Source organism: Paenibacillus pinisoli, assembly GCF_003605435.1.
Taxonomy (GTDB): Bacteria; Bacillota; Bacilli; order Paenibacillales; family Paenibacillaceae; genus Pristimantibacillus; species Pristimantibacillus pinisoli.
In genome coordinates, this window is record NZ_QXQB01000003.1 from 89,311 (window position 1) to 111,220 (window position 21,910).

At 50.7% G+C, this 21,910-nt stretch carries 23 protein-coding genes; all 23 read right to left on the reverse strand.

Annotated elements, in window-relative coordinates; genetic code table 11:
• Positions 1-4 precede the first annotated feature (4 nt).
• The 23 genes from D3P09_RS13910 to D3P09_RS14010 all read right to left on the reverse strand — a co-directional run bounded on the left by D3P09_RS13910 (position 5) and on the right by D3P09_RS14010 (position 21,865).
• On the reverse strand, positions 5-232 hold the full coding sequence (locus D3P09_RS13910) for a sigmaY antisigma factor component (RefSeq protein ID WP_120111052.1): 228 nt from the start codon (positions 230-232) through the stop codon (positions 5-7).
• Positions 217-558: a YxlC family protein gene (locus D3P09_RS13915; protein WP_120111055.1), complete on the reverse strand. Its 342-nt coding sequence runs from the start codon at positions 556-558 to the stop codon at positions 217-219. Before D3P09_RS13915 ends, D3P09_RS13910 begins: the two co-directional genes overlap by 16 nt.
• On the reverse strand, positions 536-1,078 hold the full coding sequence (gene sigY / locus D3P09_RS13920) for an RNA polymerase sigma factor SigY (RefSeq protein WP_120112434.1): 543 nt from the start codon (positions 1,076-1,078) through the stop codon (positions 536-538). Before sigY ends, D3P09_RS13915 begins: the two co-directional genes overlap by 23 nt.
• Positions 1,079-1,261: 183 nt before the next feature.
• Positions 1,262-2,896, reverse strand: a complete 1,635-nt coding sequence (locus D3P09_RS13925) for a PH domain-containing protein (RefSeq protein ID WP_120111057.1) — start codon at positions 2,894-2,896, stop codon at positions 1,262-1,264.
• A complete protein-coding gene (locus D3P09_RS13930) occupies positions 2,889-3,368 on the reverse strand; it encodes a PH domain-containing protein (RefSeq protein ID WP_120111059.1) in 480 nt (159 codons plus the stop codon). The genes D3P09_RS13925 and D3P09_RS13930 overlap by 8 nt, the downstream gene beginning before the upstream one ends.
• A gap of 929 nt (positions 3,369-4,297) precedes the next feature.
• The gene (locus D3P09_RS13935) at positions 4,298-4,783 is read right to left on the reverse strand and encodes a hypothetical protein (RefSeq protein WP_120111062.1); all 486 of its coding nucleotides are present in this window, start codon (positions 4,781-4,783) and stop codon (positions 4,298-4,300) included.
• A gap of 17 nt (positions 4,784-4,800) precedes the next feature.
• Complete coding sequence (locus tag D3P09_RS13940; protein ID WP_120111065.1) at positions 4,801-5,226, reverse strand: hypothetical protein; 426 nt, start codon at positions 5,224-5,226, stop codon at positions 4,801-4,803.
• On the reverse strand, positions 5,223-5,369 hold the full coding sequence (locus D3P09_RS27680; RefSeq protein ID WP_165867438.1) for a hypothetical protein: 147 nt from the start codon (positions 5,367-5,369) through the stop codon (positions 5,223-5,225). The genes D3P09_RS13940 and D3P09_RS27680 overlap by 4 nt, the downstream gene beginning before the upstream one ends.
• Positions 5,370-5,406: 37 nt before the next feature.
• Complete coding sequence (locus D3P09_RS27685; protein WP_165867439.1) at positions 5,407-5,559, reverse strand: hypothetical protein; 153 nt, start codon at positions 5,557-5,559, stop codon at positions 5,407-5,409.
• 102 nt (positions 5,560-5,661) lie between these two features.
• Positions 5,662-6,552 carry a hypothetical protein gene (locus D3P09_RS13945; RefSeq protein WP_243644172.1) on the reverse strand — a complete coding sequence of 297 codons (891 nt, stop codon included), beginning with the start codon at positions 6,550-6,552 and terminating at the stop codon, positions 5,662-5,664.
• An 11-nt stretch (positions 6,553-6,563) separates the two neighbouring features.
• Positions 6,564-7,499: a type II secretion system F family protein gene (locus D3P09_RS13950; RefSeq protein WP_120111067.1), complete on the reverse strand. Its 936-nt coding sequence runs from the start codon at positions 7,497-7,499 to the stop codon at positions 6,564-6,566.
• Complete coding sequence (locus D3P09_RS13955) at positions 7,492-8,856, reverse strand: ATPase, T2SS/T4P/T4SS family (protein ID WP_120111070.1); 1,365 nt, start codon at positions 8,854-8,856, stop codon at positions 7,492-7,494. Before D3P09_RS13955 ends, D3P09_RS13950 begins: the two co-directional genes overlap by 8 nt.
• On the reverse strand, positions 8,853-9,701 hold the full coding sequence (locus D3P09_RS13960) for a P-loop NTPase family protein (protein WP_120112438.1): 849 nt from the start codon (positions 9,699-9,701) through the stop codon (positions 8,853-8,855). Before D3P09_RS13960 ends, D3P09_RS13955 begins: the two co-directional genes overlap by 4 nt.
• Positions 9,694-10,446: an SAF domain-containing protein gene (locus tag D3P09_RS13965; RefSeq protein ID WP_120111073.1), complete on the reverse strand. Its 753-nt coding sequence runs from the start codon at positions 10,444-10,446 to the stop codon at positions 9,694-9,696. Before D3P09_RS13965 ends, D3P09_RS13960 begins: the two co-directional genes overlap by 8 nt.
• 228 nt (positions 10,447-10,674) lie before the next feature.
• Complete coding sequence (locus tag D3P09_RS13970; protein ID WP_087569551.1) at positions 10,675-11,025, reverse strand: type II toxin-antitoxin system PemK/MazF family toxin; 351 nt, start codon at positions 11,023-11,025, stop codon at positions 10,675-10,677.
• A gap of 3 nt (positions 11,026-11,028) precedes the next feature.
• A complete protein-coding gene (locus tag D3P09_RS13975; RefSeq protein ID WP_116048851.1) occupies positions 11,029-11,310 on the reverse strand; it encodes a CopG family ribbon-helix-helix protein in 282 nt (93 codons plus the stop codon).
• Positions 11,311-11,534: 224 nt separating this feature from the next.
• Positions 11,535-12,722 (reverse strand): alanine racemase, encoded by a 1,188-nt coding sequence (gene alr, locus D3P09_RS13980; RefSeq protein WP_120111075.1) that lies wholly within the window; start codon positions 12,720-12,722, stop codon positions 11,535-11,537.
• Between the two features lie 157 nt (positions 12,723-12,879).
• On the reverse strand, positions 12,880-14,052 hold the full coding sequence (locus tag D3P09_RS13985) for a LolA family protein (protein ID WP_120111078.1): 1,173 nt from the start codon (positions 14,050-14,052) through the stop codon (positions 12,880-12,882).
• 365 nt (positions 14,053-14,417) lie between these two features.
• Positions 14,418-15,815, reverse strand: a complete 1,398-nt coding sequence (locus D3P09_RS13990) for a sulfatase family protein (protein ID WP_120111082.1) — start codon at positions 15,813-15,815, stop codon at positions 14,418-14,420.
• A gap of 28 nt (positions 15,816-15,843) precedes the next feature.
• Positions 15,844-17,403 carry an extracellular solute-binding protein gene (locus D3P09_RS13995; protein WP_120111086.1) on the reverse strand — a complete coding sequence of 520 codons (1,560 nt, stop codon included), beginning with the start codon at positions 17,401-17,403 and terminating at the stop codon, positions 15,844-15,846.
• 42 nt (positions 17,404-17,445) lie between these two features.
• Entirely contained in the window at positions 17,446-18,114 is a 669-nt protein-coding gene (locus D3P09_RS14000) for a carbohydrate ABC transporter permease (protein ID WP_243644174.1), read from the reverse strand.
• 245 nt (positions 18,115-18,359) lie between these two features.
• Complete coding sequence (locus D3P09_RS14005; protein WP_341538290.1) at positions 18,360-19,310, reverse strand: ABC transporter permease; 951 nt, start codon at positions 19,308-19,310, stop codon at positions 18,360-18,362.
• Between the two features lie 257 nt (positions 19,311-19,567).
• A complete protein-coding gene (locus D3P09_RS14010) occupies positions 19,568-21,865 on the reverse strand; it encodes a helix-turn-helix domain-containing protein (protein ID WP_120111091.1) in 2,298 nt (765 codons plus the stop codon).
• Between the last annotated feature and the right edge of the window lie 45 nt (positions 21,866-21,910).

The following is a 21,910-nucleotide window of genomic DNA, read 5'->3' on the forward strand; positions in this document are numbered from 1 at the left end:
CCCTTTATTTTTTGTTTCTGGCAGAGGACCTTAATTTGTCCCATACTCTCCATCTGACAGTCAGCCAGTAGAACAAGAGAGGGAACGGGCATTGGATCAATCCCCACAGCCCCCAAAACCACGGCATGCTGCCGCGCTTGCGCGCATCCAGGAAGAGCCAGGTTGATTGAGATAGCAGGATGAGGGCAATGAGCAGCCAGAACAGCACCGAATGCTTCAGTTGTTCTTCCATTGCTTTCGCCCCTTCCACACATGAGCAATACCGATGTATCCGACAGCGCTAACCGCAACCAGCGACTGCAGCGCCGCGAGCCAGATCCAATCCTGCTCCATAATCCAGAACATGCCCAGCAGAAGCATCGCCGCTACAAGCCAGAACAAGGCCAGGTCGCGCCACAGTCTTCGGCGCAGCGCCTGCTTATGGGAAGCTACGAACGACTCGAACGGCTCAAGCTCGGGCTCGCTTCGCTCGAATGCGGCGTCCATTCTCTGCAGCTCCGCGCCGATATGATCCTTGAACCATTGCTGATCCTCGTCATGAGCTTTGTTCTTCTTCATCGCCAGACAACTCCTTTCTGAGCTGTGTCATTCCTGCATGTATTCTTGACTTGACCGTCCCGACAGGGACATCTGCCATATCTGCAATCTCTTCCTGGGAATAACCGTAATAATACTTCAGCAATACGGCCATCCGCAGCTTTTCATCCAGCTTTCCTATAGCCTGCAGCGCTTCGGGCCAATCGTTCATCCGGCTGATCGTCTCATAACGGAGCGCTCTAAGCGCGCCTTCTTCCTCCACCCACTTGCGTTCTCGCGCGCTTCTTCTCCCCTTGTCGATCGCAAGTCTGGAAGCAATGGCGATTAGCCAGGTCGAAAATTTGGACTGTCCCCGGTATGTCCCGATTTTCTCGATCGCCTTCAGCATCGTGTCCTGCGTAATATCCTCCGCCCGGCTCTTATCCATCGTAAGCTTAAGGGTATATTGATAGAGGAAAGAATAGTGCCTGCGCAATAGCTCCGACAATGATCGGGTATCGCCTTTCACGGCTTGCTGTATCAGTCTGGTCTCATCGGTCACCGCGTGCACTCCCTTCTCACCTCCGCCCTTTAGTGATTAGACGACGAGGGTTTCAGATTCGTTCATTTGCTTTCAAAATAATTTTTTCCAAATCGGCAAAGCCCGTTGCATACAAAAAAAGCAACGGCGGACATGCAGCGCATATCGTATTCGCCATTGCTTGGATGATCGTGGATATCTATATTATTGGGCCTTGCTGCTGCGGCTATACCAGCTCCATACCGGCTGGACATCGTCTTGGTCCAATCCCGGCACCTTATAGCTGAACGGGCTGCCCAGCACTTGTACCGAGATTGCGGCGATTCCCTTCCGCCGCTGGGCGTCGGACCGCTTCACGGACATCGTGACAATGCGCGGCCGGCGCACATAATACGTGATGCGCTGCAGCGTACGCCTTCTTAAGGTGAGCTGGCCGTCCTGCAGCAGCATCCCCGCAGCCTTGTGGCAGCTGATCCGCCACCATAGCACAAGGGGAATTAATACTAGCGACCATGCTCCTATTGCGCCAAAGTAGACGATGCAAGCTCCCGCTAGTACAACCGCTATGAGCAGCGGAATACGGATGTAGTAGATCAACGCCTTCCGCGGCGACGGCGCAAGCTCCTTCGGTTCCGGCAGCTTGATGCCTGGTACGAACTGATCGATCAGCGCCTGAATCTCCGATACTTTGATGAAAGGATGCATCATCAGCTGCTCTTGCTTATCGGATGACACCACCTGCAGCTTCACTTCGCTGTAGCCCCATATCTGTCTGAGCCAGCTTTCGTTCACGATAACCGCCTGTACGTTTTTCGGATCGAACAGAATGCTCTTCTTCTCCAGCAGACCGTAACTAAGCGACAGCTGCTTGCCTTCCCGGCGCATCGTAAATCCGCTGTACTTCAAGATGTAGAGCAGGATCGACAATACCCATGCGAACAAGATAACAAATACGGCAAGCCCGACAATAAAGAGCGTATTCGACATTTGACTTACCGAGTCTTCGACGACCTGCTCGAAGAAGTGATCCGGAAGGATCAGATTCAGGAAGTCATCCGCGAACGAGTAAAGACCCGCAATAAACGCAATCGCAAGACCGAAGTTCAGCGACGTCGCAGCCGCTTGGAACAGCTTGCCTGCATCAAGAGTTACAGCTGGTCCCGCGTCTTCGTGGCGCTCTATGGAAGCAGGGGCCGACCCTGCTGGGCCGCTGCCGGAGTAGGACGATAAAGTGGCGGATTGCGCCGCAGTGTGCGCTTCTCCAGCTGCAGGTGCTGCAGCAGAAGAAGCTGTTGCAGCAGGTGCATTCAGCCCAGTCCCCTCAGAACCGCCAGCCGGTATGCCCGCTGTAGCGCCTTCGTTTTCCCTGGCGTTCTCCGCTCGAACAGCACCCGCTTCGGAATAGCTTCGCAACAGCTGCTTGATGCGGTTCGCCTCATCTTTGGACAATGTCTCCAGAATGCCGTCCGCCTTGTTGTTCCCGCCCGGCGTCTCAATCTTAAGCTGTACGACGCCAAGGATGCGCTGAATGAGCGGCTGCTCGATGTTGACCGAGTGAATCCGCGTATAATAGATCGTCTTCTCTTGCCGGAAGAACAGCCCCGATCGGATAATGATCCGGTCCTCTTCCAGCCAGAAGCCGAATTTCTTCCACGTCAGGAATGCCATAAGAGCCATAAGCAATAAAAAACCGCCTGCGCCGGCATACCAATACCAGCCCAGATTGGACCAGTCCGGCTTGCGGAGCAGCACAATGACGATTAACGGCAAGAAACCTTTTATAACAGATAATACGCCAAACAATATATAGGTAGGATGCAGCATGCGGCGATCATTCATCGGCTTCTTCCACCCTCGCCAATTGTCCGATTCTCCGCTTGAGCGATTCCGCTTCTTCCCTCTTCAGACCCACGATCTGATGTGTCGTCGCCGCAGTCACGACAGATACGGACGCCAGCCCATACTTTCTCATAAGCGGCCCGCTGCCAATCTCGACATGCTGCACGCGAACCATCGGCACAAGCACGTTGCTAAGAAAGATCAAGCCTTTCTCAATCTCCAGCTCTTCCTCGAACAGCTCATAGCGGAATCTGGCATACTTCACCGACGGAATGAGCCAGGTGAACATCACGAGCGACAACACCAATACTCCCGCGCTAATCCATACCGGGATCAGCGTCCAATCCTGCCATAAAGCAATAATCAGATATGCTGCGATCAGCAGCAAAAAGATGCCGTTGCCGATCAGCTCCGATATACGGTATACCTTCAAATAATCACGATGGAGCCTGTTCTTCAATTCACGATTCATCCTAATTCTTCCCTTCTTTAGTCCCCCTCCTATTACACCAATTTTCGATATTAACGTCAACCTATGCCTTTGTGTAGTTCAAGTAATCAAGTGACGTTCGTTGTGTGTAGTTAGTTGTGTGTAGTAGGCGGGGAATGATGCAGCCGGGTGTAACGGCGCTACAGGAGGGAATTCGGCAGTAATGATGATGCAACGGGGCGTGACGGCGCTACAGCTCTGAACTCGACAGTAATGATGATGCAACGGGGTGTGACGGCGCTACAGGTATGGAATCGGCTGAAATGATGATGCAACAGTGTGTGACGGCGCTACAGGAGGGAATTCGGCAGTAATGATGATGCAGCGGGGTGTGACGGCGCTACAGGTGGGAATTCGGCAGTAATGATGATGCAACGGGGCGTGACGGCGCTAAAGGTATGGAATTGGCTGAAATGATGATGCAACAGTGTGTGACGGTGCTACAGGTGGGAAGTCGGCTGAAATAATGATGCAACGAGGTGTGACGGCGCTACAGGTATGGAATTGGCTGAAATGATGATGCAACGGGGCGTGACGGCGCTACAGCTCTGAACTCGACAGTAATGATGATGCAACGGGGTGTGACGGCGCTACAGGTATGGAATCGGCTGAAATGATGATGCAACAGTGTGTGACGGCGCTACAGGAGGGAATTCGGCAGTAATGATGATGCAGCGGGGTGTGACGGCGCTACAGGTGGGAATTCGGCTGAAATAACGATGCAACGGGGTATGACGGCGCTACAGGAGGGAATTCGGCAGTAATGATGATGCAACGGGGTATGACGGCGCTACAGCTCTGAACTCAGCGGAAAAGGATAACGACCTGCAGATTTATTCTGCAAGCCGTATTCGGGCAAGCGTAGCCGCTGCTAATATGAGATCTCCAGTGGCATCAAAAGCATCAAACCTTCAACCGATAACCAGCTCCGCAACTCCCCTGATTTCCCATTCCAGCGGCTCCATGACATTGAACGCTCTGGGGTAAACCACTTTCGCGATTATGACCACGCCCGGGCCTCTTAGCTCCGCCTCATAATGATATGCGGGATTCCAGTAACGATAAGGAAACGTCTCTTCCGAGTTAATCACATCAAATACGAGCACCTGCACCGGATGGCGAAGAAATGAATTCGGCAGCGGCTTGCCGCTGGCGTCCAGTTGCAAATTGTGCTGCAAATATAATGCGGCCTCCGTGGAAGCCGCAGATTCGTCTATACGAACGATGCCTTCGCTAAGCGCAGATTTGTCCACTTGCTGTGCTGCCGCATGTGCCGCCCGGTTAATCGCGCGCTTGCCTTGGGACAGCGTCTTCATGGCCAGCTCTTCCTCTACCTGCATCATATGGACGGTAATCCATAGCGTCATCATAGCAACAATAAGCACTGCCTTGTACAAGGATGCGCCTCCTTCCTTTACGGAACATACTCGCTCATCCTCATGCCGAATGCGTTCATCCGCTCATCAGGCGCTAGTGGCTGAATGCCAATCAGCGAATCAATGACAAACAAATTCTCATACGGATAGCTGATCGAAAGCGAGATGCCTGTGCCTCTAGGAACGGGATTGTTGACATCCGTAGCCGATACGCCGGAAGTTGTCGCATACTGGTATCGCAGATCCTGTTCCCGCAGCCCGAAGCCAGCCAGCCTTCTTATGGAATCACGCTCCATAGCAGGACTGATATAGCCGTATGTACCGCTTGCGCCAACCTCCAGCAAATAATCGACCTCTTGCTGCAGCAGGGCTTGCCTTACAATAACCACATGCTTATAGATAGGGGAGAACATGATCCAACAGAGCATAGCCGCGAACAGAATAAACAATAGCAGCTGCTTCAAGGACTCATCCCCTTGATATATTCCCTCATCACCACGCCGGACCGGCTGACGCTCTCATTCAATCCGCCTTCCCCTTCCGCAACGGCCGTATAGACGACAACTGCTGTAATAATTAGAAGAAGAGTCATTAAAATGGCTCTCATACTCCTCGCCTCCCACGACATTCTGCATCCCATGCCATTATTGCGGCAGCAGCGTGCTGATTCTCGTATTGGCTGCATTGCCTTGCGATTGGATTTGGCTCTTCGTTCCCGTCGAATCCTGCGCGATTATCGCGTTGAACAGAATGACTACGACGACAAGCATCATGACCGTCATCAAAATATTGCGCATTCTAATCACCTCCTCCCGTTGATTCTTAACCTTTTATAAATAGCTGCCTCCTATCGCATTGATTCAAGGCCGATCATTTGCAGCTATCTCCTATCGCATTGCTCATCCCAATGACTGAAATAGCTTCTGCCCCTCCCTTACCCACGGATAGATAAAAACCTGAAAGGTATACAGAATCGGTATGCCTGCTATGATAAACAGCACGTAAGAAGTCGATTCCTTGCGGCTGTCCTTCGCAAGCTCCAGCTTTTCCTTATAATCCGATATCCGGATTCGGAGCAGCTCATAATACTGGCTGCTCTCATGCTGGCGGATCGCATCAATCGTCTCGACGAAGCTCATCCCGTCATCCGTGCCGATTCTCAGCTTGAAATGACGCAAAGCCAGGGCAGGGTCGTGATACCATTCAGCCAGCAGGCGCTCCATATCTCCCCGCATCGCTTTGGTATAAGGCATACACCTCATAAGCTTGGCATGGATGTTGAGGCTGGAATCGGCGAAATACAGCAATTGATTGCTGACGGCATAAATTTCCTTCGTAAATTGCAGGGATCTCATCTTATGCGCCGCATGCAGCCAAGTCCGATCGATCCATAGCGCACCCGCAAGCAACAGAGGCAATGCGATCAAAGCTTGGCACCAGATGGAGGCCAGATCATTCCTGAACACTGCGAGCAGCAAAGCCCCTATTCCCATCCCTATAATCATCGCAAGCTGGCGGAAGAGCATATACCAAGACGGGTCAATTGTTATGCCGCAGCCCGCAAGCAAAACCTCCCTCTGCCGATAAGCGGAATGCTCCCTCTTGATGCCGCATAAGCGAAGCAAGCGCTCGGGAGGCGAGGAGCCGCGCAGCTTCAGAAAGGAAAGCCTCTTCCATCTAAAAGAGCGCTCCGGCAATAGCTTAAGCAGCATATAGATTCCTGCTCCGGCAATAAAGAACTGTCCCAGCACGACCCCTGCGCCAAGCCATCCGGCAATCCAATTGTACATAGCCATCACCCTTACATTTTTTTACGAGAGAGCCATAAGCCCATAAGAAAGGAACCAAAAATAAGCAGCAGCGCATTCAGCAATATGTCGCGACCCTGCGGATCCTGCAAATAATAATAGTAGGCGTTCGCTTGGTTGTAACGCAGATTGATGCCAATGAATACGGCCAGGAACAGAATTGGCGTAAAGTTGGCTACCCGTATCTCAAGCAGCCGGTGCCGCTCCTGATCATTAGCCCGGCGCGCCTTTCTCATATCGGCCAGCAGTTCTCTCAAGCTCTCCGAAACCGGAACGCCCTCCGACAATGCAACGCGCAGTATCTGCACAAAATAGTCAGACCATAGATGTCCGAGCGAGGCCCCCAGTATCCGCAGACTTGCTTCGTCATCCCCTCTAACCGACAAATTGCGGTACAACTGCTCGAACACCGCCTGCATCGGGCCAAGCAGCCGTTTCTCTTCGATCGTTCGCTGCAAGGCAATGCGGATATGACTTTCTCCGGTAACCAGATAACATTGATAGAACAGCTCCACAGCAGGCAAAAAATCAAGCTGGGCGCCCAACCGCCGATGAATCAGCAAGCCCCTCAGCCAAATGTAAGGCGCAAGGCCAACAATCAATCCGAACAGCAGGGCACCCTTCACCGACTGAAAGAACATCCCGCCTGTTACGACACCCCACACTAGCAGCAAAGCGGATATCCCGAGAAACGCATCTGCCCTAAGTCTCATTCTTAGCGTCTCCAGCAGCTCTGCTGTATGGCTTCTTAGCCAGGCATACGATTGAAGCCGGTCCGTCAGCATACTGCGCATGCTGTACGGCGACTCGTAAGTTAACCGGCTCCGAAGCTGCCGCTTGCTCTCGGCCGTAGCCAGAAGCACGCGAATGACGATATAGAATAGAGCAAAGAGAAGCCCGCCTCCGGATAAAAGCAACCAGTTAGTCATCTGTCTCTCCCTTCCCAAGCCATACGCTCGCGCGTTCCGACGGCGGATTCGGATATTGCCAGTCATTCGTTGCCTCATCATAAATCGCCCAATCCCGTATATGCACCTCGCCGTTATACCAGCCGACCTCGCCTATGCGGGATACCACTCTGCGGCCGCCAATCAGCCTCATCTCAATGCCGAGCTCGGTGACATATTCCGCGATTCGCTTCGTGAGCCGTTCAGGATTCATGCTTCTGCCATCCAGCATGCACATATCGGTAATGGCCTCGGGCACATCCTCCAGCCGATTGGCATGAACGGTCGTCATGCTGCCGGTATGTCCCCGCGTACATGCCCGTACGTAGATGTTGGCATCTTCGTCCCTGATCTCTGCATGGATAATGCGCTGGGGCGACTGGCGCAAGGCCAGCTTGAAGGCTTGAGACGAACGATGGCTTTCGTCTTCCTCTGCCGCTTCGTATTCAATGATGTTTTTATGCGGAAAATCTCGCCCGAGCATCATCTCATACCGGCCTTCAATCGTGATAATCCGCTCCTCATCCGGCAGCTCGGCAATAAGCGCCTTCATCAGATTGGTCTTGCCAGAGTTGGTTGGCCCGATAATGACCAGATTGTATCTGGCCTTCAGTGCTGCGATCAGCATAAATGCCATTCGCTCACTTAGCGACTGATACGGCGCCTCCGTTAGAGCTTGAAGCCGAAAGCTGCGCACGGTATAGAAACGAATTGTCAACGTCGGGCTTGATGTGTAACCGAATCCCGTCATCGTCACGCGCGAGCCGTCCTGAAGCATGACCTCCGCCCACCGCTTGCGGGGATTAATCCGGTCGTTATTGTACAGCACCAGATTTTGCTGAATGCGCTCAACTTCACGAACACTGTCAAAGCTATGGGAAGATAACGCAGCCTCCCCGCCTCGCACTTCGTATATTCTCGTTCCAACCACCTGGAGCTCCTCCAGATCATCGCGGCTTGCCATTACCAGCTCCAGCACATTCAGTCCCACCACTTCCGCGAATAACGCTCCGGCAAGCGTCTCATAAGGATGCTTCCACCCCGGCAGCGTATGAATGCGAAGGCGAATAAGCCAATCCTCAATCATAGCCAGCACTTGCTCCCGTTCATGCGGGAATCCCAGTACAGCCCTGTTGAGCGTCTCGCTATACTTCCTGCGCTCCTCTTCCGTCATGCCTCTGGGCGCGCTCAGATAGGATCTGATTTCCTCGGCAAGCCGAACGAAATCCTCCGCTTCACGAGTCTCCCGTTCCAGAGCGGACTCTTCACGTGAAGTCGCTTCGCTCTGTATCCTAGCTGCAAATTCCACGATAGAGAATCGGTCCATTACTTTCTTCATGAGGAGCCAACTCCGTTCCGGTGCACATTCAGCCTGCGGTACCATGGCTGCCTGGCCATGGAAGGAAAGGCGCCGCGGACGCCATGACGCTCCAGCAGCTTCGTTGCCTGCTTCCTCATTGCTGCCTTCCCTGCGGAATCTGTACTCAGCCACTCGTCATAGCTGCCCTTGTCCAAGCTGGCAAACATGGATTCGTTCATTCTGAATTTCCCCATCGGAACGGCTCCCAGCTCCTTGCATATGTCGTTCATACGATAACCTCCCCTTCTCCATGGATAGTGAACAATGACGCAATCGTACTGGCTGGGCTGGACCTCAAAGAGCGGCGACACGCCCCCGATCCAGCGCCTGCCGTCCTCCTGAAAGTGCGATAGCGCAGGCGTCGTAACCAGCACCCGCGAGCCGGCTCGCCGGATGCCGCATATCGTGGCGGCATTATCCCAATATGCGCCGACATCCAGCACAACAAAGCCGTAAGCCTGCTCCGCTGCATCAAGCAGATGGTCGATCTCATCCGATCCGACGTACTCTGCCCCCTCCCGGTTCAAGTTGCCGAACAGGATATGCAGATTTCTTCGGCCGCCCAAAGTGTACGCTGCGCCGCGAAGCCTATTCGGCGTCAAGGACGCCGACCGCAGCTCAGGCTGAAGCCGATCGAGCGTCGAGCCTGGCGCATCCTCCCCCAAGAAGCGATGAAGCTTGGCGCTCTTGAGGTTGAGGCATAGATATCCGACCTCTATATCCGCGAGCTCTGCCAGCCTGTAGGCGGCCGCGAAAGCTGCCGTGGTCGTCCCGATATTAGGCGTCGTACCGATAAAGGCGGCAATGGGGGCCCTCCTATTCATCCCGCTCACGCCCTTCACCTTCTCGCTTCGCTTCTCGCGCGTTCTTCATCCGGTCATATGACTCCGGACTGTATGCGATTACAATCTTGACGCTTCCTCCCTTGCATAGCCGGTCAATCCGCAGCCATTGCGCTTCCGTCAGATTGAGGTTCACATATTCAATCATGGCATTGGCATCGCGCCTCGCCGCGTACATGCCCTCCATATTGCTCTCCACAAGCGACATCAGATGCGATTGCTTCAGGCTATCGACCTCTACATTGGCTGAGCTCTTCACCGATGCGACAATGACCGGCTCCGGGAAAATTCTCAAGGATTCCTCCTCGGCACCAGACGCATAAAGGGCCACACGGTCCCCTGCGCGAATCCCGTTCGAGACCGACCTTATGTACTCCCTTGGAATTTGAAAAGTCGACTCCCCTGTCCGCGGATGCAAATAATGCTCGTTCAGCTTCCAGGAAAGCAATGCCTCTCCTTTGCCGAGCGGCATAGCCGCTTCCATCCCCGATGCCGCATCTATCTTCGACACCATATCGAGCGTGTATGCCGCGACCGGCAGCCGCCGCAATTCCAGGTCCTCCCGTTCAATACGCTCGCCGGCTGCGATGAACCGATTGGGCACGACTACCGCAACCGTCTCCTGCTGCTCCAATTGATCGCGCTGCACCACATACAATCCGTACACCAGCGCGGCCGACAGCGCTGCCGCCGTCAGGCTTAGCCATAAGCTGCTACCCCTTCTCATCGCTCCCCCTCTTCCGAGCAACAAAAAAAAGAACGCATCCAGCAGCCGCTCCCGGCTACTGATTGCGTTCTTCGCATTAGATTGCTCTATCCATTAGACAAACAAGAATTTGAGCCTATAATAGCAAATACATCCTCAAATTGTCTACCCTTAATTTTCCGTCCATAACTATCAGTCGGGAAAAAAGCCGGTTTGCTGCCGCATCCGGACAGCCGGCCTATCCCTATTTTAAAAGTCGATCAAGCCAACGCTGATCAACAAAGCGTCGTCTACTTTGCGCATCGTCTCATCGTCCAGATGCGTGATTTTATCCGTCAGGCGCTGCTTATCGATTGTGCGGATCTGCTCCAGCAGTACGACCGAATCCCGGTCGAAGCCATGAGTTGCCGCATCCATCTCGACATGCGTGGGCAGCTTAGCTTTCTGGATTTGGGCCGTGATGGCGGCTACGATTACAGTTGGGCTGAATCGGTTGCCAATGTCATTTTGAATGACGAGAACGGGACGGACTCCGCCCTGCTCCGAGCCGACGACAGGTGACAAATCGGCAAAAAACACATCTCCGCGTTTTACGATCAAGCTCTACACCCCGCTTACGAGACGGCCTAACGTATGGTCGGCTTCTTCCTCCGCTTGAAACGCTTCCGAGGCCATATTCAGGTTGATTTTTGCCATTTCCATATATCCGCGCTGCATGGATTCACGGATCTGGCGTTTCTTGCGCTCCACCAAATACAGCTTCATGGCTTGCCGAATAAACTCGCTGCGATTGGAGTTCTCCTTGGCTACGATACCATCGACCTCCTCAAGCAATTGATCGGGCAAGCTGATCATGATCCTCTTCGTATTATGCACATTGGCCACCGAACTCGCACCCCCAAGACTTTTCCAAAAACCCCTAATACACATTATGACAAATTCTTGCCATTACTATACTTCATCATTAGTATGCCTATCGTATATCAAATATGCTGCATGCGGATTCTGCCCATAATAAGGCTGCTTAGATACATTCGATCTTCGCGGCCGCATTCCCTGCACAAAATGATAAATAATCCAATTGGAATAAATTCCAAGACGTTGCCCGCTTATATCAAGTGGTTGCTCGTCTTCACAACCGCTCCGCTCTCCGTATAGATCCGCGGGACGCGCGCGGCTAGCATGCACACAACCTCATAGTTGATCGTGCCCAGCTGATCCGCCACTTCCTCCGCTGTAATGGAGGCGTCTCCTTGCGATCCGATCAGCACGACCTCTTCTCCCGCTTCCACAGGAGCCGCACCCGGCTGATTCCGGACAGGGTCAAGCGCAATCATGCATTGATCCATGCAGATTGTGCCCAGAATCGGCGTCTTCACACCGCGTACCAGCCCATGCGCCTTGCCGCTCAGCATCCGGCTGTAGCCGTCTGCGTAACCGATCGGCAAAGTGCCAATGAGCTCATCCTTCTTCGTAACATACCGCGTGCCATAGCTGATTCCCCATCCCGGCGGCGCGGTCTTCGTCCAGACGATCTGCGTCTTCAGCGCAAGCACCGGCTTCAGCGCAACCCGATCCTTGTTCACTTCTTCGGAAGGGTACAAGCCGTACATGCCGATTCCGAGACGAACCATATCGCCTGCCCATTCCGGCGTATCGATGCCCGCGGCGCTATTGGCGGCATGCACGATCGGAATCGTCCAGCCTCGCTGCCTGACACCTTCAACTACGGCTTGAAAGCGCTCGTATTGAAGCTTCGTGTACGCCTTATCCGCTTCATCCGCCTTCGCATAATGCGTAAATAATCCTTCAACCTCAAGCCCGGGAGTGTTCAGCGACCGCCCGATAAAGGCAAGCGCCTCATCCCGTCCCAGCACGCCGAGACGTCCCATGCCGGAGTCGATCTTCACATGAACCTTCAGCTTGCGCCCATCCTTGCAGGGCGGCAATTGCCCTGCAGCCTCCCGTACATCCTCCCGGAACAGGCTGACTGCAATATGATGCTCGCGTGCGATGGCCAGCGCTTCCGCCGGCACGAACCCCAGCACAAGAATAGGCGACTGAATGCCGGCCCTGCGCAGTTGAAGCGCCTCGTCCAGAAACGCGACACCCAAAAAATCTACGCCGAAGCGTTCAGCCGCCTCTGCTATTTCGACCGCGCCGTGACCGTACGCGTTCGCCTTCACCGATGCCATCAGCTTGCATCCGGCCGGAATGGCTTTCCGTACTGCCTGTATGTTGTGCCGAAGCGCATCCAACGAGATCTCTGCCCATGTCGGGCGATAATACGATTCCAAGTCGCTCACCTTCTCCTCATTGCCAAAAACGAAACAGTCCGAGCAGCAAACATTAATAAAATAATGTTAAACGTTGCTGCTGGGACTGTCAATGAAATGAGCGCCAGAATTGGCTAGCACCTCTTGGAAATTCGTGAGCCGCTTGGCATACTGCAGGTTATTTCTCCATTTGTCCTTGCACCGATTGCGCAACCTTTCTCATCTCGACATCCGGCAGATCCGCGCTGGAGAGGCGGAACAGATTGCCTTGATACGTCCAGGTCAGCGTCTGCAGCGAGTTGTCTTCACTGGTCGTCAGCTCCCCTACCGTCGTGCCCAGATCGATCAGGACGCCCGGCACCAGCGATGTTGCGATATCCTTCGGCTGCGTCTGAATAATGGTGTAATTGTACTTGCCGTCATATCTTGTAATAATGCCCTTGTTGCCGCCGTAATCGATATCCATGCTGTCCTTGAATGCGACGCCTTCAGGGAGATAGGACGGCGCCAGCGCGAGGAATGGCAGAGAAGCAGTTCCTTCATTGCCTGTGGACGCGCTCTCGTCCGGGTTGCTTGCCTCTTCGTCGTCTGTCCCTTCCTTGTCAGGGCTTGCATTCTCTTCAGGCGCCGTTGCTTCGTCCGTATCCTTCTCCGGCGTCGTAATCGTCGGCTTATCGCCGCCGCTGCCCGTCTCGCCGGAGTTGTCCGTTGCCGGCGGCGTTGCAGCCATATTGGCTTGCGTCTCGAATACGCTCTTGTCGAATTTTTCGCCGAATTTGAACGTATCGAACTTCACGTCTACCATGACCGAAGCGTTCGTGTCGCTCACTTCCACTTGTACCGGGCTCAGGTCGTCTTTGTTCAGCCAAATTTTTTGACGGGCCAAGGAGCCGTTATTGTAATTCGCCATCACATCGAACACGTAAGCGTCGTCGTTGACGGCGAACTGTCTGGAGTTGTCTACAATAATGCTTTGAATGAGGGTCTGATACAGGTAGACCTGCCCCTGGTTTTGCGGCCAGTCGCTTTGGAAGCGGAATACCTTATTCAGCTTCGGCGTCAGTACGAACACGCCGTCGTCGTTGCGGAGCACGATTTGCGTAATGTCCTTTTCCTCGTTCGTCAGCTTGATGCGGTAATACGTCGGCTTCTGGTACGAAACCTCCACTTGATACTCCAGCGGCTGCTGGCCGGTATGAAGCGTCATCGTCCCGCTTCCCTGATAGCTCTCCATGCTGTTCACTACCTTGTCGAGCTCCTTCACCACGGACTCGGCGTCCTTCGTACCGCAAGCCGACAATAGTAGTGAGAAGCACACAATAATTGCCGCGGTCCATGTCATGCGACGCATGAAAATCATCCCCTCTGCACTCATAGTATTTTACTGGCTGATACCATGCTTATGAGGGGACTTGGACATTTATTCGGACAACGTTGACAAGCAGATAAGAATTTTTTTGTTGAGGGAAGCAATGTGCATGCAAGCATGGATGGCTGCTTGATTCTGCCGTCGCTAATTCTGTTCGCGCAAAAAAAAATAAACCGTACATCCCCGAGCTGCGCATTCCAATGTTAGACGGTTTCTAACAAGCAGAGGGCAGTTCATCTATGGGACGTGCGGTTTATTGCATTTGGCAGCGTGTCCGGGAGGCGCTATTTCGTATAAAATGCATCCTTAGACGTCGTTGAGATGCCGATTAATGGAAACAGATGCTGCTACAAGTCGTAGTAAGCGACTTTTCCTTTGCCCGCCGGACCGACCAGATTAGATTGTCCGGAGCCGTACACCTGCTGTCTTACACCGTCAATAGCAGGATCGACATATTGCAAAAACCAGGCTTCAAGTCCTGCGCGCATTTCCTCGAGCCTTTCCCGATGCACAGGCTCATCGATCAAATTGCGCTTCTCATCCGGATCATCCAGCAAGCAGTATAGCTCATGCGGTCCATAGGGATAACGGTGCACATATTTCCACTCCTTGCTGCGGATCATTCGCACCGGCCCATACTCATCAAAGATGACAACATGCGTATGCTCCGCCTTGTCTTCGCCAAGCAAGTATGGCAGGAAGCTTGAGCCTGGAAGCTTGTTATCGCCATGCGGCGGCAAGCCTGCATATTCTAGTATGGTCGGCATAAAATCATAGCCGCTGACGAGCTCATCATTAACAATGCCTTGCGGTATCCTGCCTGGATGCGAGAATATCGCCGGCACTTTCACCGAGGTATCATACATGTTCTGCGGGTAGGTTCCGTTGCCTTTTCCCCAAATGCCATGATGACCGCAGTTATAGCCGTTATCGCTCATAAAGCAAATCATCGTGTTCTCTCGCAAACCCATCTTCTCTATTTGGTCTAGAATGCGGCCTATGTTTTCATCCATTGCAGTAATTGCCGCAAAATATCCTTGCAGATTCGTATTGCGATCCTCCCAATAAGGCTCCGTTTTGATATGCCACGGGTGGATCGGATCCTGCGGACAAGATTCGAATGTGCTATCCGCGTAAGAGTCAACCAAATGCTGCGGATGGTTATTAATCCAAGGCGTATGCGGTGCAGTATAATGCACGCTCAAATAAAATGGCTGCTTCGCGCTTTGCTTGGCCAGGAAATCGATCGCATCGTCTGTAATCAGATCGGTTACATATCCAGGCTCATTCACGGGCTTACCGTCCCGTATCATCGGAGCGTTATAGTAGCTGCCTCCGCCGAATTGGTGAACATACCAATGACTGAACCCCTTTTGCGGATTTATGCTGTCGCCTAGATGCCATTTGCCGCTTATTGCGCATACATAGCCATGATCGGCAAGCATCTCCGTGTAGGCAGGCTGCCCCTGCAAATACTGGATCGCATTGTCGCCCATACTGCCCTCGCAAATCCAATCATGCACGCCATGCTGCGATGGGATGCGCCCTGTGAATAACGAGGCGCGCGCCGGGGAGCAAACAGGAGAGGTGCAGAAGAAATTCGAAAAACGAATTCCTTCTGCCGCCAGCCTGTCGAGGTTAGGCGTTCTAATATCGCTGTTGCCAGCGCAACCCATGGCCCAAGCACCCATATCATCGCACAATACAAAGATTATATTAGGTCTTGTATTCTCTCTAGTTGCCATACTCCACACTCCTTCCAATCCGCGGGGGCTATTTTTGCTGCGCTTCATAGGCTGCGTTAACTGCAGCCAATACTTTATCTCCGCCCTGCTCGCGCCATTTTTTGGACAGCTCAGCCAGACCTTTATCAATATCAACCTTCCCGGAGATCATGTCGAAGTAATATTGATTAGCCAGCTCGCTCAAAATGCCTTTTCCAAATACCCCGCCCATTTCGATTTCTTCAGGTGTTGTCACATTAACGAGATTCGGCACCAGATTGCTTGTAGCAATCTCTACGGATTCCTTGGCGCGGTCAGCTTGAGCCTCTGTATTAGGCAAGTAGTTTCTGGTAAGCGGCCATACTACGTTGCCCCATGCAAGCGGGTGAGACCAGCCGTTGGATGCAAAGTTGTCTTTTGCACGTTCTTCTTCATTGTAATTCACTTTGTCCCCATCCTTCGTATAATGGACGCCTTCAATACCAAGCTCCAGCAGCTCTCTGCCTTCAGGCGAAAGCATAAACTCCAAAAACTGTGCTGCCTTTTCAGGATCCTTTGCCTTCGTTGTAATAGCTGTAAACAGGCCGCCCTTAGGTTTTCCTACCATACCATGCTTGCCTTCCGGTCCTGCCGGCGGATTAATAAAGCCCAATTCACCTGCTGGCGTTAATTCCTTCAAGCTTTTTTCAAGACGATTAACATGGCGGAACAAATTAGCTACCATGAACCCCGCCTTGCTTTGGAAAAACTTTTGCTCGCGCTGCTGTGTATCATTAAGCAAAAACTCAGGATCGATCAGCTTCTCTTTCCACAGCTTCTGAATATATTCAACTCCCGATTTGAAAGCAGGATGCTCGAATACGGGAGCTACCTTGCCGTCATTGTCCAAAATCCAGTCTCCATATGGGAGACCATAAGCGTAGAATACAAAGTTAAAGGAGGTGTTAAAGCCATTTTCCTTGGTGCCTGTCAAACCATACGTATCCTTTTGGCCATTTTGATCCGGATCGCCGTTCGTAATCGCTTTTAGCGCTTCATAGAACTCGTCTAATGTCGTTGGAGGAGCAATGTTCAAGGTTTTCAGCCAATCCGCGCGATAAGTCATGCTTACATTCGATTTCTCCTCGATGAACGGATAGCCATAATAGTTGCCGTCAACTGCAGTCCAAGAAAATTGGCCCTCCAGCTTTTCTTTGACAGTCGGCATTTGCGGCAAGTAATCATTCAATGGGACAAGCAAGCCTTCTTCCATCCATTGGCTCAAAGATGAAGACGGGTATTGTGCTGTAACCAGGTCAGGAAAGTCCCCTGTAGCCATCGCTACATTGACTTTTTCGAAGCCGCCTTCCGGCACAAATTTAATTTCCAGTTCAATGCCTAGCCGCTTGTTGATTTCCGCAATAATGCGGTCGTCAGGCTGAATAGGCTTGGCTGCGGAATCACCTGGCGTTAAATAGACGATCTTTACCGGTTTTCCGCCTTCTCCGTCCGTTCCGGAGCTGGATTGCGGCGATTTTCCGCCGCTATTATTGGAACACCCTACAATCATGGCAACGATGAGAATGAGGCAAAGAATCGATACGAATCTGTTTTTATTGTTTTTTTTCATATAACTTCCCCCTCTGTTGTCAGATCTTATCCTGGCATGAAGCTATTCTTTTACTGCACCAAGCGTTGCGCCTTGTACGAAGTAACGTTGAAAAAATGGATAAATAAGCATGACAGGAATGGTAGACACCATAATCGATGCCATTTTTATAGATTGCCCCAATAGGAACGGGCTATCACCGCCGGATTGATACACGGCTTCATTATCAATTAACATCGCTCGCATAAACAATTGAAGCGGCCATACATCCTTGTCTGTGATATACATAACGGCTGTAAAAAATTCATTCCATTTGGCAACCGCATAAAAAAGCGATACTGTTGCAATTGCAGGCAATGAGAGCGGCAATACCACCCGCACTAAAATCCGGAAATCGCCGCAGCCGTCAATGCGTGCTGCTTCCTCCAGACTTTCCGGCACAGAAGCCATAAATGACCGCATAATGATGAGATTATAGGTTTGCACCATTAGCGGCATAATGAGCGCCCACACCGTATTCATCATGCCAAGCTGCTTCACCACGAGGTATGTGGGGATAATGCCCCCGCTGAACATCATCGTAAATACAATTAAAAACATGATCGCTCTGCCGCCGGGCAAGTAGCTCTTGGACAGCACATACGCTGCGAGTGTGGTCACAATCATACTCAGGATGGTGCCTGCTACCGTAACAAAAATACTGACACCGTACGAGCTCCAAAGCTGCTTCATTCCAACAATATACTCATAAGCTTCAAATGTAACCGTTTTCGGAAATAAGTGTACGCTGGATTGCATGCTTTCGCTTATTGGGGTAATGGACACAATTAATGAGTCCCAGAAAGGAAACAGCGTCAATAATGTAATCAAACCAAGAAAAGTATAATTGCATGCCTGAAATAGTTTTGCGCCTAATCCAGAGTTGTCCATGATCTGTTGTCCTCCTTGCGCTAATTAGCCGCGTCCTAAGCTTCTAATTAGAAAATGCCTTGATCGCCTTTCATACGGGCAAGCTGATTGGCTATTATGAGCAGTACAAAGTTAATAATCGACTTAAACAGTCCAAGCGCTGCCGCTAAGCTGAACTTGCCGTCTGCCAATCCCGTCCGGTATACGTAGGTGTCTATAATATCAGCTACGCGATATACGCCAGAATGATACAATACAAAGATTTGTTCAAAACCGGCCTCCATCAGACCTCCGATACGCAAAATAAGCAAAATAATAATCGTTGTGCGGATACTCGGCAAGGTCACATGCCAGATGCGCTGCATCCGGTTAGCGCCATCCATCCAGGCCGCTTCATAAAGGGAAGGATTTACGCCTGCCAGAGCCGCCATATAGATAATGGTGTTCCAGCCAAATTCCTTCCAGATCATAGAGCCTACTAATGTAGAACGGAAATAGGATTCATCACTTAAAAACCCTATGCTTGATCCGCCGAGCGAGCGTATCACCTGGTTGACGATGCCCGAGTCCGTCGACAGCAAATTAATAAGCAACCCGCCCATGATGACCCATGAAATAAAGTGAGGCAAATAAATAATCGTTTGAACCGTTCTCTTAAATGCCATCTTGCGAACTTCATTAAGAAGAAGGGCGACAATCAATGGCAACGGGAAACCAAATAACAGTCTATACAAGCTAATGACAATCGTGTTCCAGAATACTTCCCAAAACTTGTCTAGCTGGAGCAGCGTCTCGAAATGCTTAAGACCTACCCAGGGGCTGCCATTGATCCCTTTTATAATGCTGAATTGTTTGAAAGCAATCGTTGCGCCGTACATCGGATAGTAATGAAAAATGATATAATAGGCGATTGCCGGAAGCAGCATCAGATACAAATTACGATAACGCAACACTCGTCTGATGCCTTCCATTCTGCTGCTCTTTACCTGCGCGCTTATTCTTGATGTAGGGGCTTCCAAATGGGTGAGCCTCCTTTCTTTTTTGGTTTGTGAAAGCACTTTCATCATACGGCGCATATCGTTTTTTCAACAAGAATCAATCGCTACGATTAGGCTTAATCTATAGGAATGGAGCGGTATCATTTGATCAGAATAGCTTCATTTATTACAATTTAACCCCGATCAGGCCTTCAGCCTTCGTCATTTTTTATAGAAGAGAAAAAAAACGCCTGACGGCGTTTAAAGCTTAGGATTGTCGAATTTTTCAAAAGAGGCATTTATAGCCGTTTTTCAATTTCTTTATTGCGATACTCAGTCGGTGTCATGCCCGTTAATTTCTTAAGGGTCCGATTCAAGCTTTGTTTATTGCTAAAACCGGACAATTCTGCAACTTCGTTAATGTTGCAGTCCGTTTCCGTTAACAAGCGGCAAGCTTCTTTAAAGCGAATTTCTGTTAAATAATCAATAAACGTCATGCCCGTCGCATCCTTAAACAGCTTGGATACGTAATTGCTGTTCATATAGATCATATCCGATACAAGCTGCAGACTAAGCGGCTCTTGATAATGCTCCCGAATATAGGCAACGAGCTTCATCATCACCTCAGAATGCTTCGAGCTGCTTCTGGATTCGAGGCTTCTGGAGATGCCCTCCATAATGCGCAGCAGGTAGCTGCTGATTTCCTCCGTCGTCCGCAGCTTCATAAATTCATAATGCCAGGAGCTGCTTTCAATTTCCTCTTCAGGCAGCGAAAGCTCGATGCGAACTTTAACTAAGGCATTGAAAAGATGCGACAATATCACATGTTTCAAATACATGCCGGATTGCTCGTCCTGCTGCACCTGCTCCAGTATAATCGCTTTGGTGGCTACCGCTTTATCAAAATTGCCCGATTTCAATTCGCCGGTCAGACGCTCGATATATTGCTGGTAATTAATAAAAGAGTTGCGGTTGGCACGATTCACATTGAGATCATGGATCGATAAAATGCTGCCCATCCCCGAAACCTTCTCATAATTCAACACTTCCACAGCTTCCTCGTAAGAGAGATGGATATCCGTCAGCCGCTCGTATTTGCCGCCTATTCCAACCGTGATGAATTCAAGCCATTCGATATCCTCAGCAGCCTGCTGCTGTATTTTGGCGGCAAAGCGCTTCATTTCCTCCACTTGCCGTTCTTCGCTTTGCCAATCCTCATGATGCAAAATAAGCACATCATGCTTATGATAAGCGCTTATATAGGCCCCTTTGTATGTCTCCGCAATCAACTGCTCGCAAATCGTTCTAATCTGGAAATAAATCCAGTTTTTCATCTTCTCATCCACTTGAATCGCATTATGACCGGTTACTAGATGAACCCTTAAAACAAGCACAATATAATTGGCTTCGCCCAAATCCATATGGTAATAACGCAGTTGATCTCTCGTTTCGGCTTCATCTGACAATTTGCCCGACAACAAATTCGTGAGCAAATGATCGCGCAGCAGCAGCTCCTGGCTTTGAAATTTTTGACGGAAAGTTGTATTTTCCAACTGAATAGCATCGATAGAAGTGCGAATGTAACTGAATTCGTCCTGATGCTTCTGCCGTCCTTCCGTATTTATGGCCAGTGCTTGCACCATGCTGCGGATCGGTCGATAATGGCGATTGGATATAATAAAAGCGAGCAGAAGCCCAACGATGAGCCCGGTAGCCGAAATAATAAGGGTCATAATAATAACATCATAGGAGCGCTTAAATAAATCGTTATAAGGATTAAGCGTTACGTATATCCAATCATTAAACGGCGAACGCAAATACGTAATGAACATATCCATCCCATCGATATTTTGCACAAAATATCCGTTCTTTTCATTGCTGAATGCCGACATATCTACCCAATCAAAGCGATCCAGCAGCACACTTTTATCTTTATAAGACAGCACTTCCCCATCACTGTTCAAAATAGCCACATTGCCAAGTTTTCTATTATTGGTGTTCACTACGGCATTATAAAGAACATCTTCCTTCAAGTTGATCATTAATACGCCAAGCTTCTTTTGATTGCGCAGCGGCGTGCTGACCATATAACTAATAAAGTGCTCCTCGCCGTTATCACGCGAAACTAGCCGGGTAGCTTCCCAGGAAGAAGTAAGCTTGGATTGAAGAAAGCGCTCTAATGTTTCCCGATTGGAAAATTCATTCAAGCCGGTGATGCCCGAGCTGGATATAAGCTTTTTATTATTTGCGCTATACAGATATATGGAATGAATATAATTGGAAGAAGTCAGCCTTGTCTCAAACGTTTGAGAGGTTTCAAGCAAAAAACGATATTCGTCTTCCAGATTCCAAGGCAGCACGGCAGATTTAAGAACGCTTGAATTCAAGCTGAGCGAAGTGGTCATCTGCTGTACTTCATGCAAGGACTGATCTACGATTTTGCTTGTTTGCAGCAGCAGCTCGTTATTGGCTCCAACGATCTCATCTTTCAACAGATTGGACGTATAGTGATACAATAATAATGCCAGCAAGCTTATACTGACGATAATGACGACTGCAAGCTGAAGCAGTAAGCGCAAGTAGACCGATTTCTTCATGCCTTTCCCCCCGATGTCTAAAACACTGCGTAACAAGGTGACTGC

What these genes read in the sequence shown, in the direction of transcription:
- D3P09_RS13910 (WP_120111052.1), bottom strand. Translation starts at nt 232, where the DNA reads ATGGAAGAACAACTGAAGCATTCGGTGCTGTTCTGGCTGCTCATTGCC.
- D3P09_RS13915 (WP_120111055.1), bottom strand. Translation starts at nt 558, where the DNA reads ATGAAGAAGAACAAAGCTCATGACGAGGATCAGCAATGGTTCAAGGAT.
- D3P09_RS13925 (WP_120111057.1), bottom strand. Translation starts at nt 2,896, where the DNA reads ATGAATGATCGCCGCATGCTGCATCCTACCTATATATTGTTTGGCGTA.
- D3P09_RS13930 (WP_120111059.1), bottom strand. Translation starts at nt 3,368, where the DNA reads ATGAATCGTGAATTGAAGAACAGGCTCCATCGTGATTATTTGAAGGTA.
- D3P09_RS27680 (WP_165867438.1), bottom strand. Translation starts at nt 5,369, where the DNA reads ATGAGAGCCATTTTAATGACTCTTCTTCTAATTATTACAGCAGTTGTC.
- D3P09_RS27685 (WP_165867439.1), bottom strand. Translation starts at nt 5,559, where the DNA reads ATGCGCAATATTTTGATGACGGTCATGATGCTTGTCGTCGTAGTCATT.
- D3P09_RS13945 (WP_243644172.1), bottom strand. Translation starts at nt 6,552, where the DNA reads ATGTACAATTGGATTGCCGGATGGCTTGGCGCAGGGGTCGTGCTGGGA.
- D3P09_RS13950 (WP_120111067.1), bottom strand. Translation starts at nt 7,499, where the DNA reads ATGACTAACTGGTTGCTTTTATCCGGAGGCGGGCTTCTCTTTGCTCTA.
- D3P09_RS13955 (WP_120111070.1), bottom strand. Translation starts at nt 8,856, where the DNA reads ATGAAGAAAGTAATGGACCGATTCTCTATCGTGGAATTTGCAGCTAGG.
- D3P09_RS13960 (WP_120112438.1), bottom strand. Translation starts at nt 9,701, where the DNA reads ATGAATAGGAGGGCCCCCATTGCCGCCTTTATCGGTACGACGCCTAAT.
- D3P09_RS13965 (WP_120111073.1), bottom strand. Translation starts at nt 10,446, where the DNA reads ATGAGAAGGGGTAGCAGCTTATGGCTAAGCCTGACGGCGGCAGCGCTG.
- D3P09_RS13985 (WP_120111078.1), bottom strand. Translation starts at nt 14,052, where the DNA reads ATGCGTCGCATGACATGGACCGCGGCAATTATTGTGTGCTTCTCACTA.
- D3P09_RS13990 (WP_120111082.1), bottom strand. Translation starts at nt 15,815, where the DNA reads ATGGCAACTAGAGAGAATACAAGACCTAATATAATCTTTGTATTGTGC.
- D3P09_RS13995 (WP_120111086.1), bottom strand. Translation starts at nt 17,403, where the DNA reads ATGAAAAAAAACAATAAAAACAGATTCGTATCGATTCTTTGCCTCATT.
- D3P09_RS14000 (WP_243644174.1), bottom strand. Translation starts at nt 18,114, where the DNA reads ATGAAGCAGCTTTGGAGCTCGTACGGTGTCAGTATTTTTGTTACGGTA.
- D3P09_RS14010 (WP_120111091.1), bottom strand. Translation starts at nt 21,865, where the DNA reads ATGAAGAAATCGGTCTACTTGCGCTTACTGCTTCAGCTTGCAGTCGTC.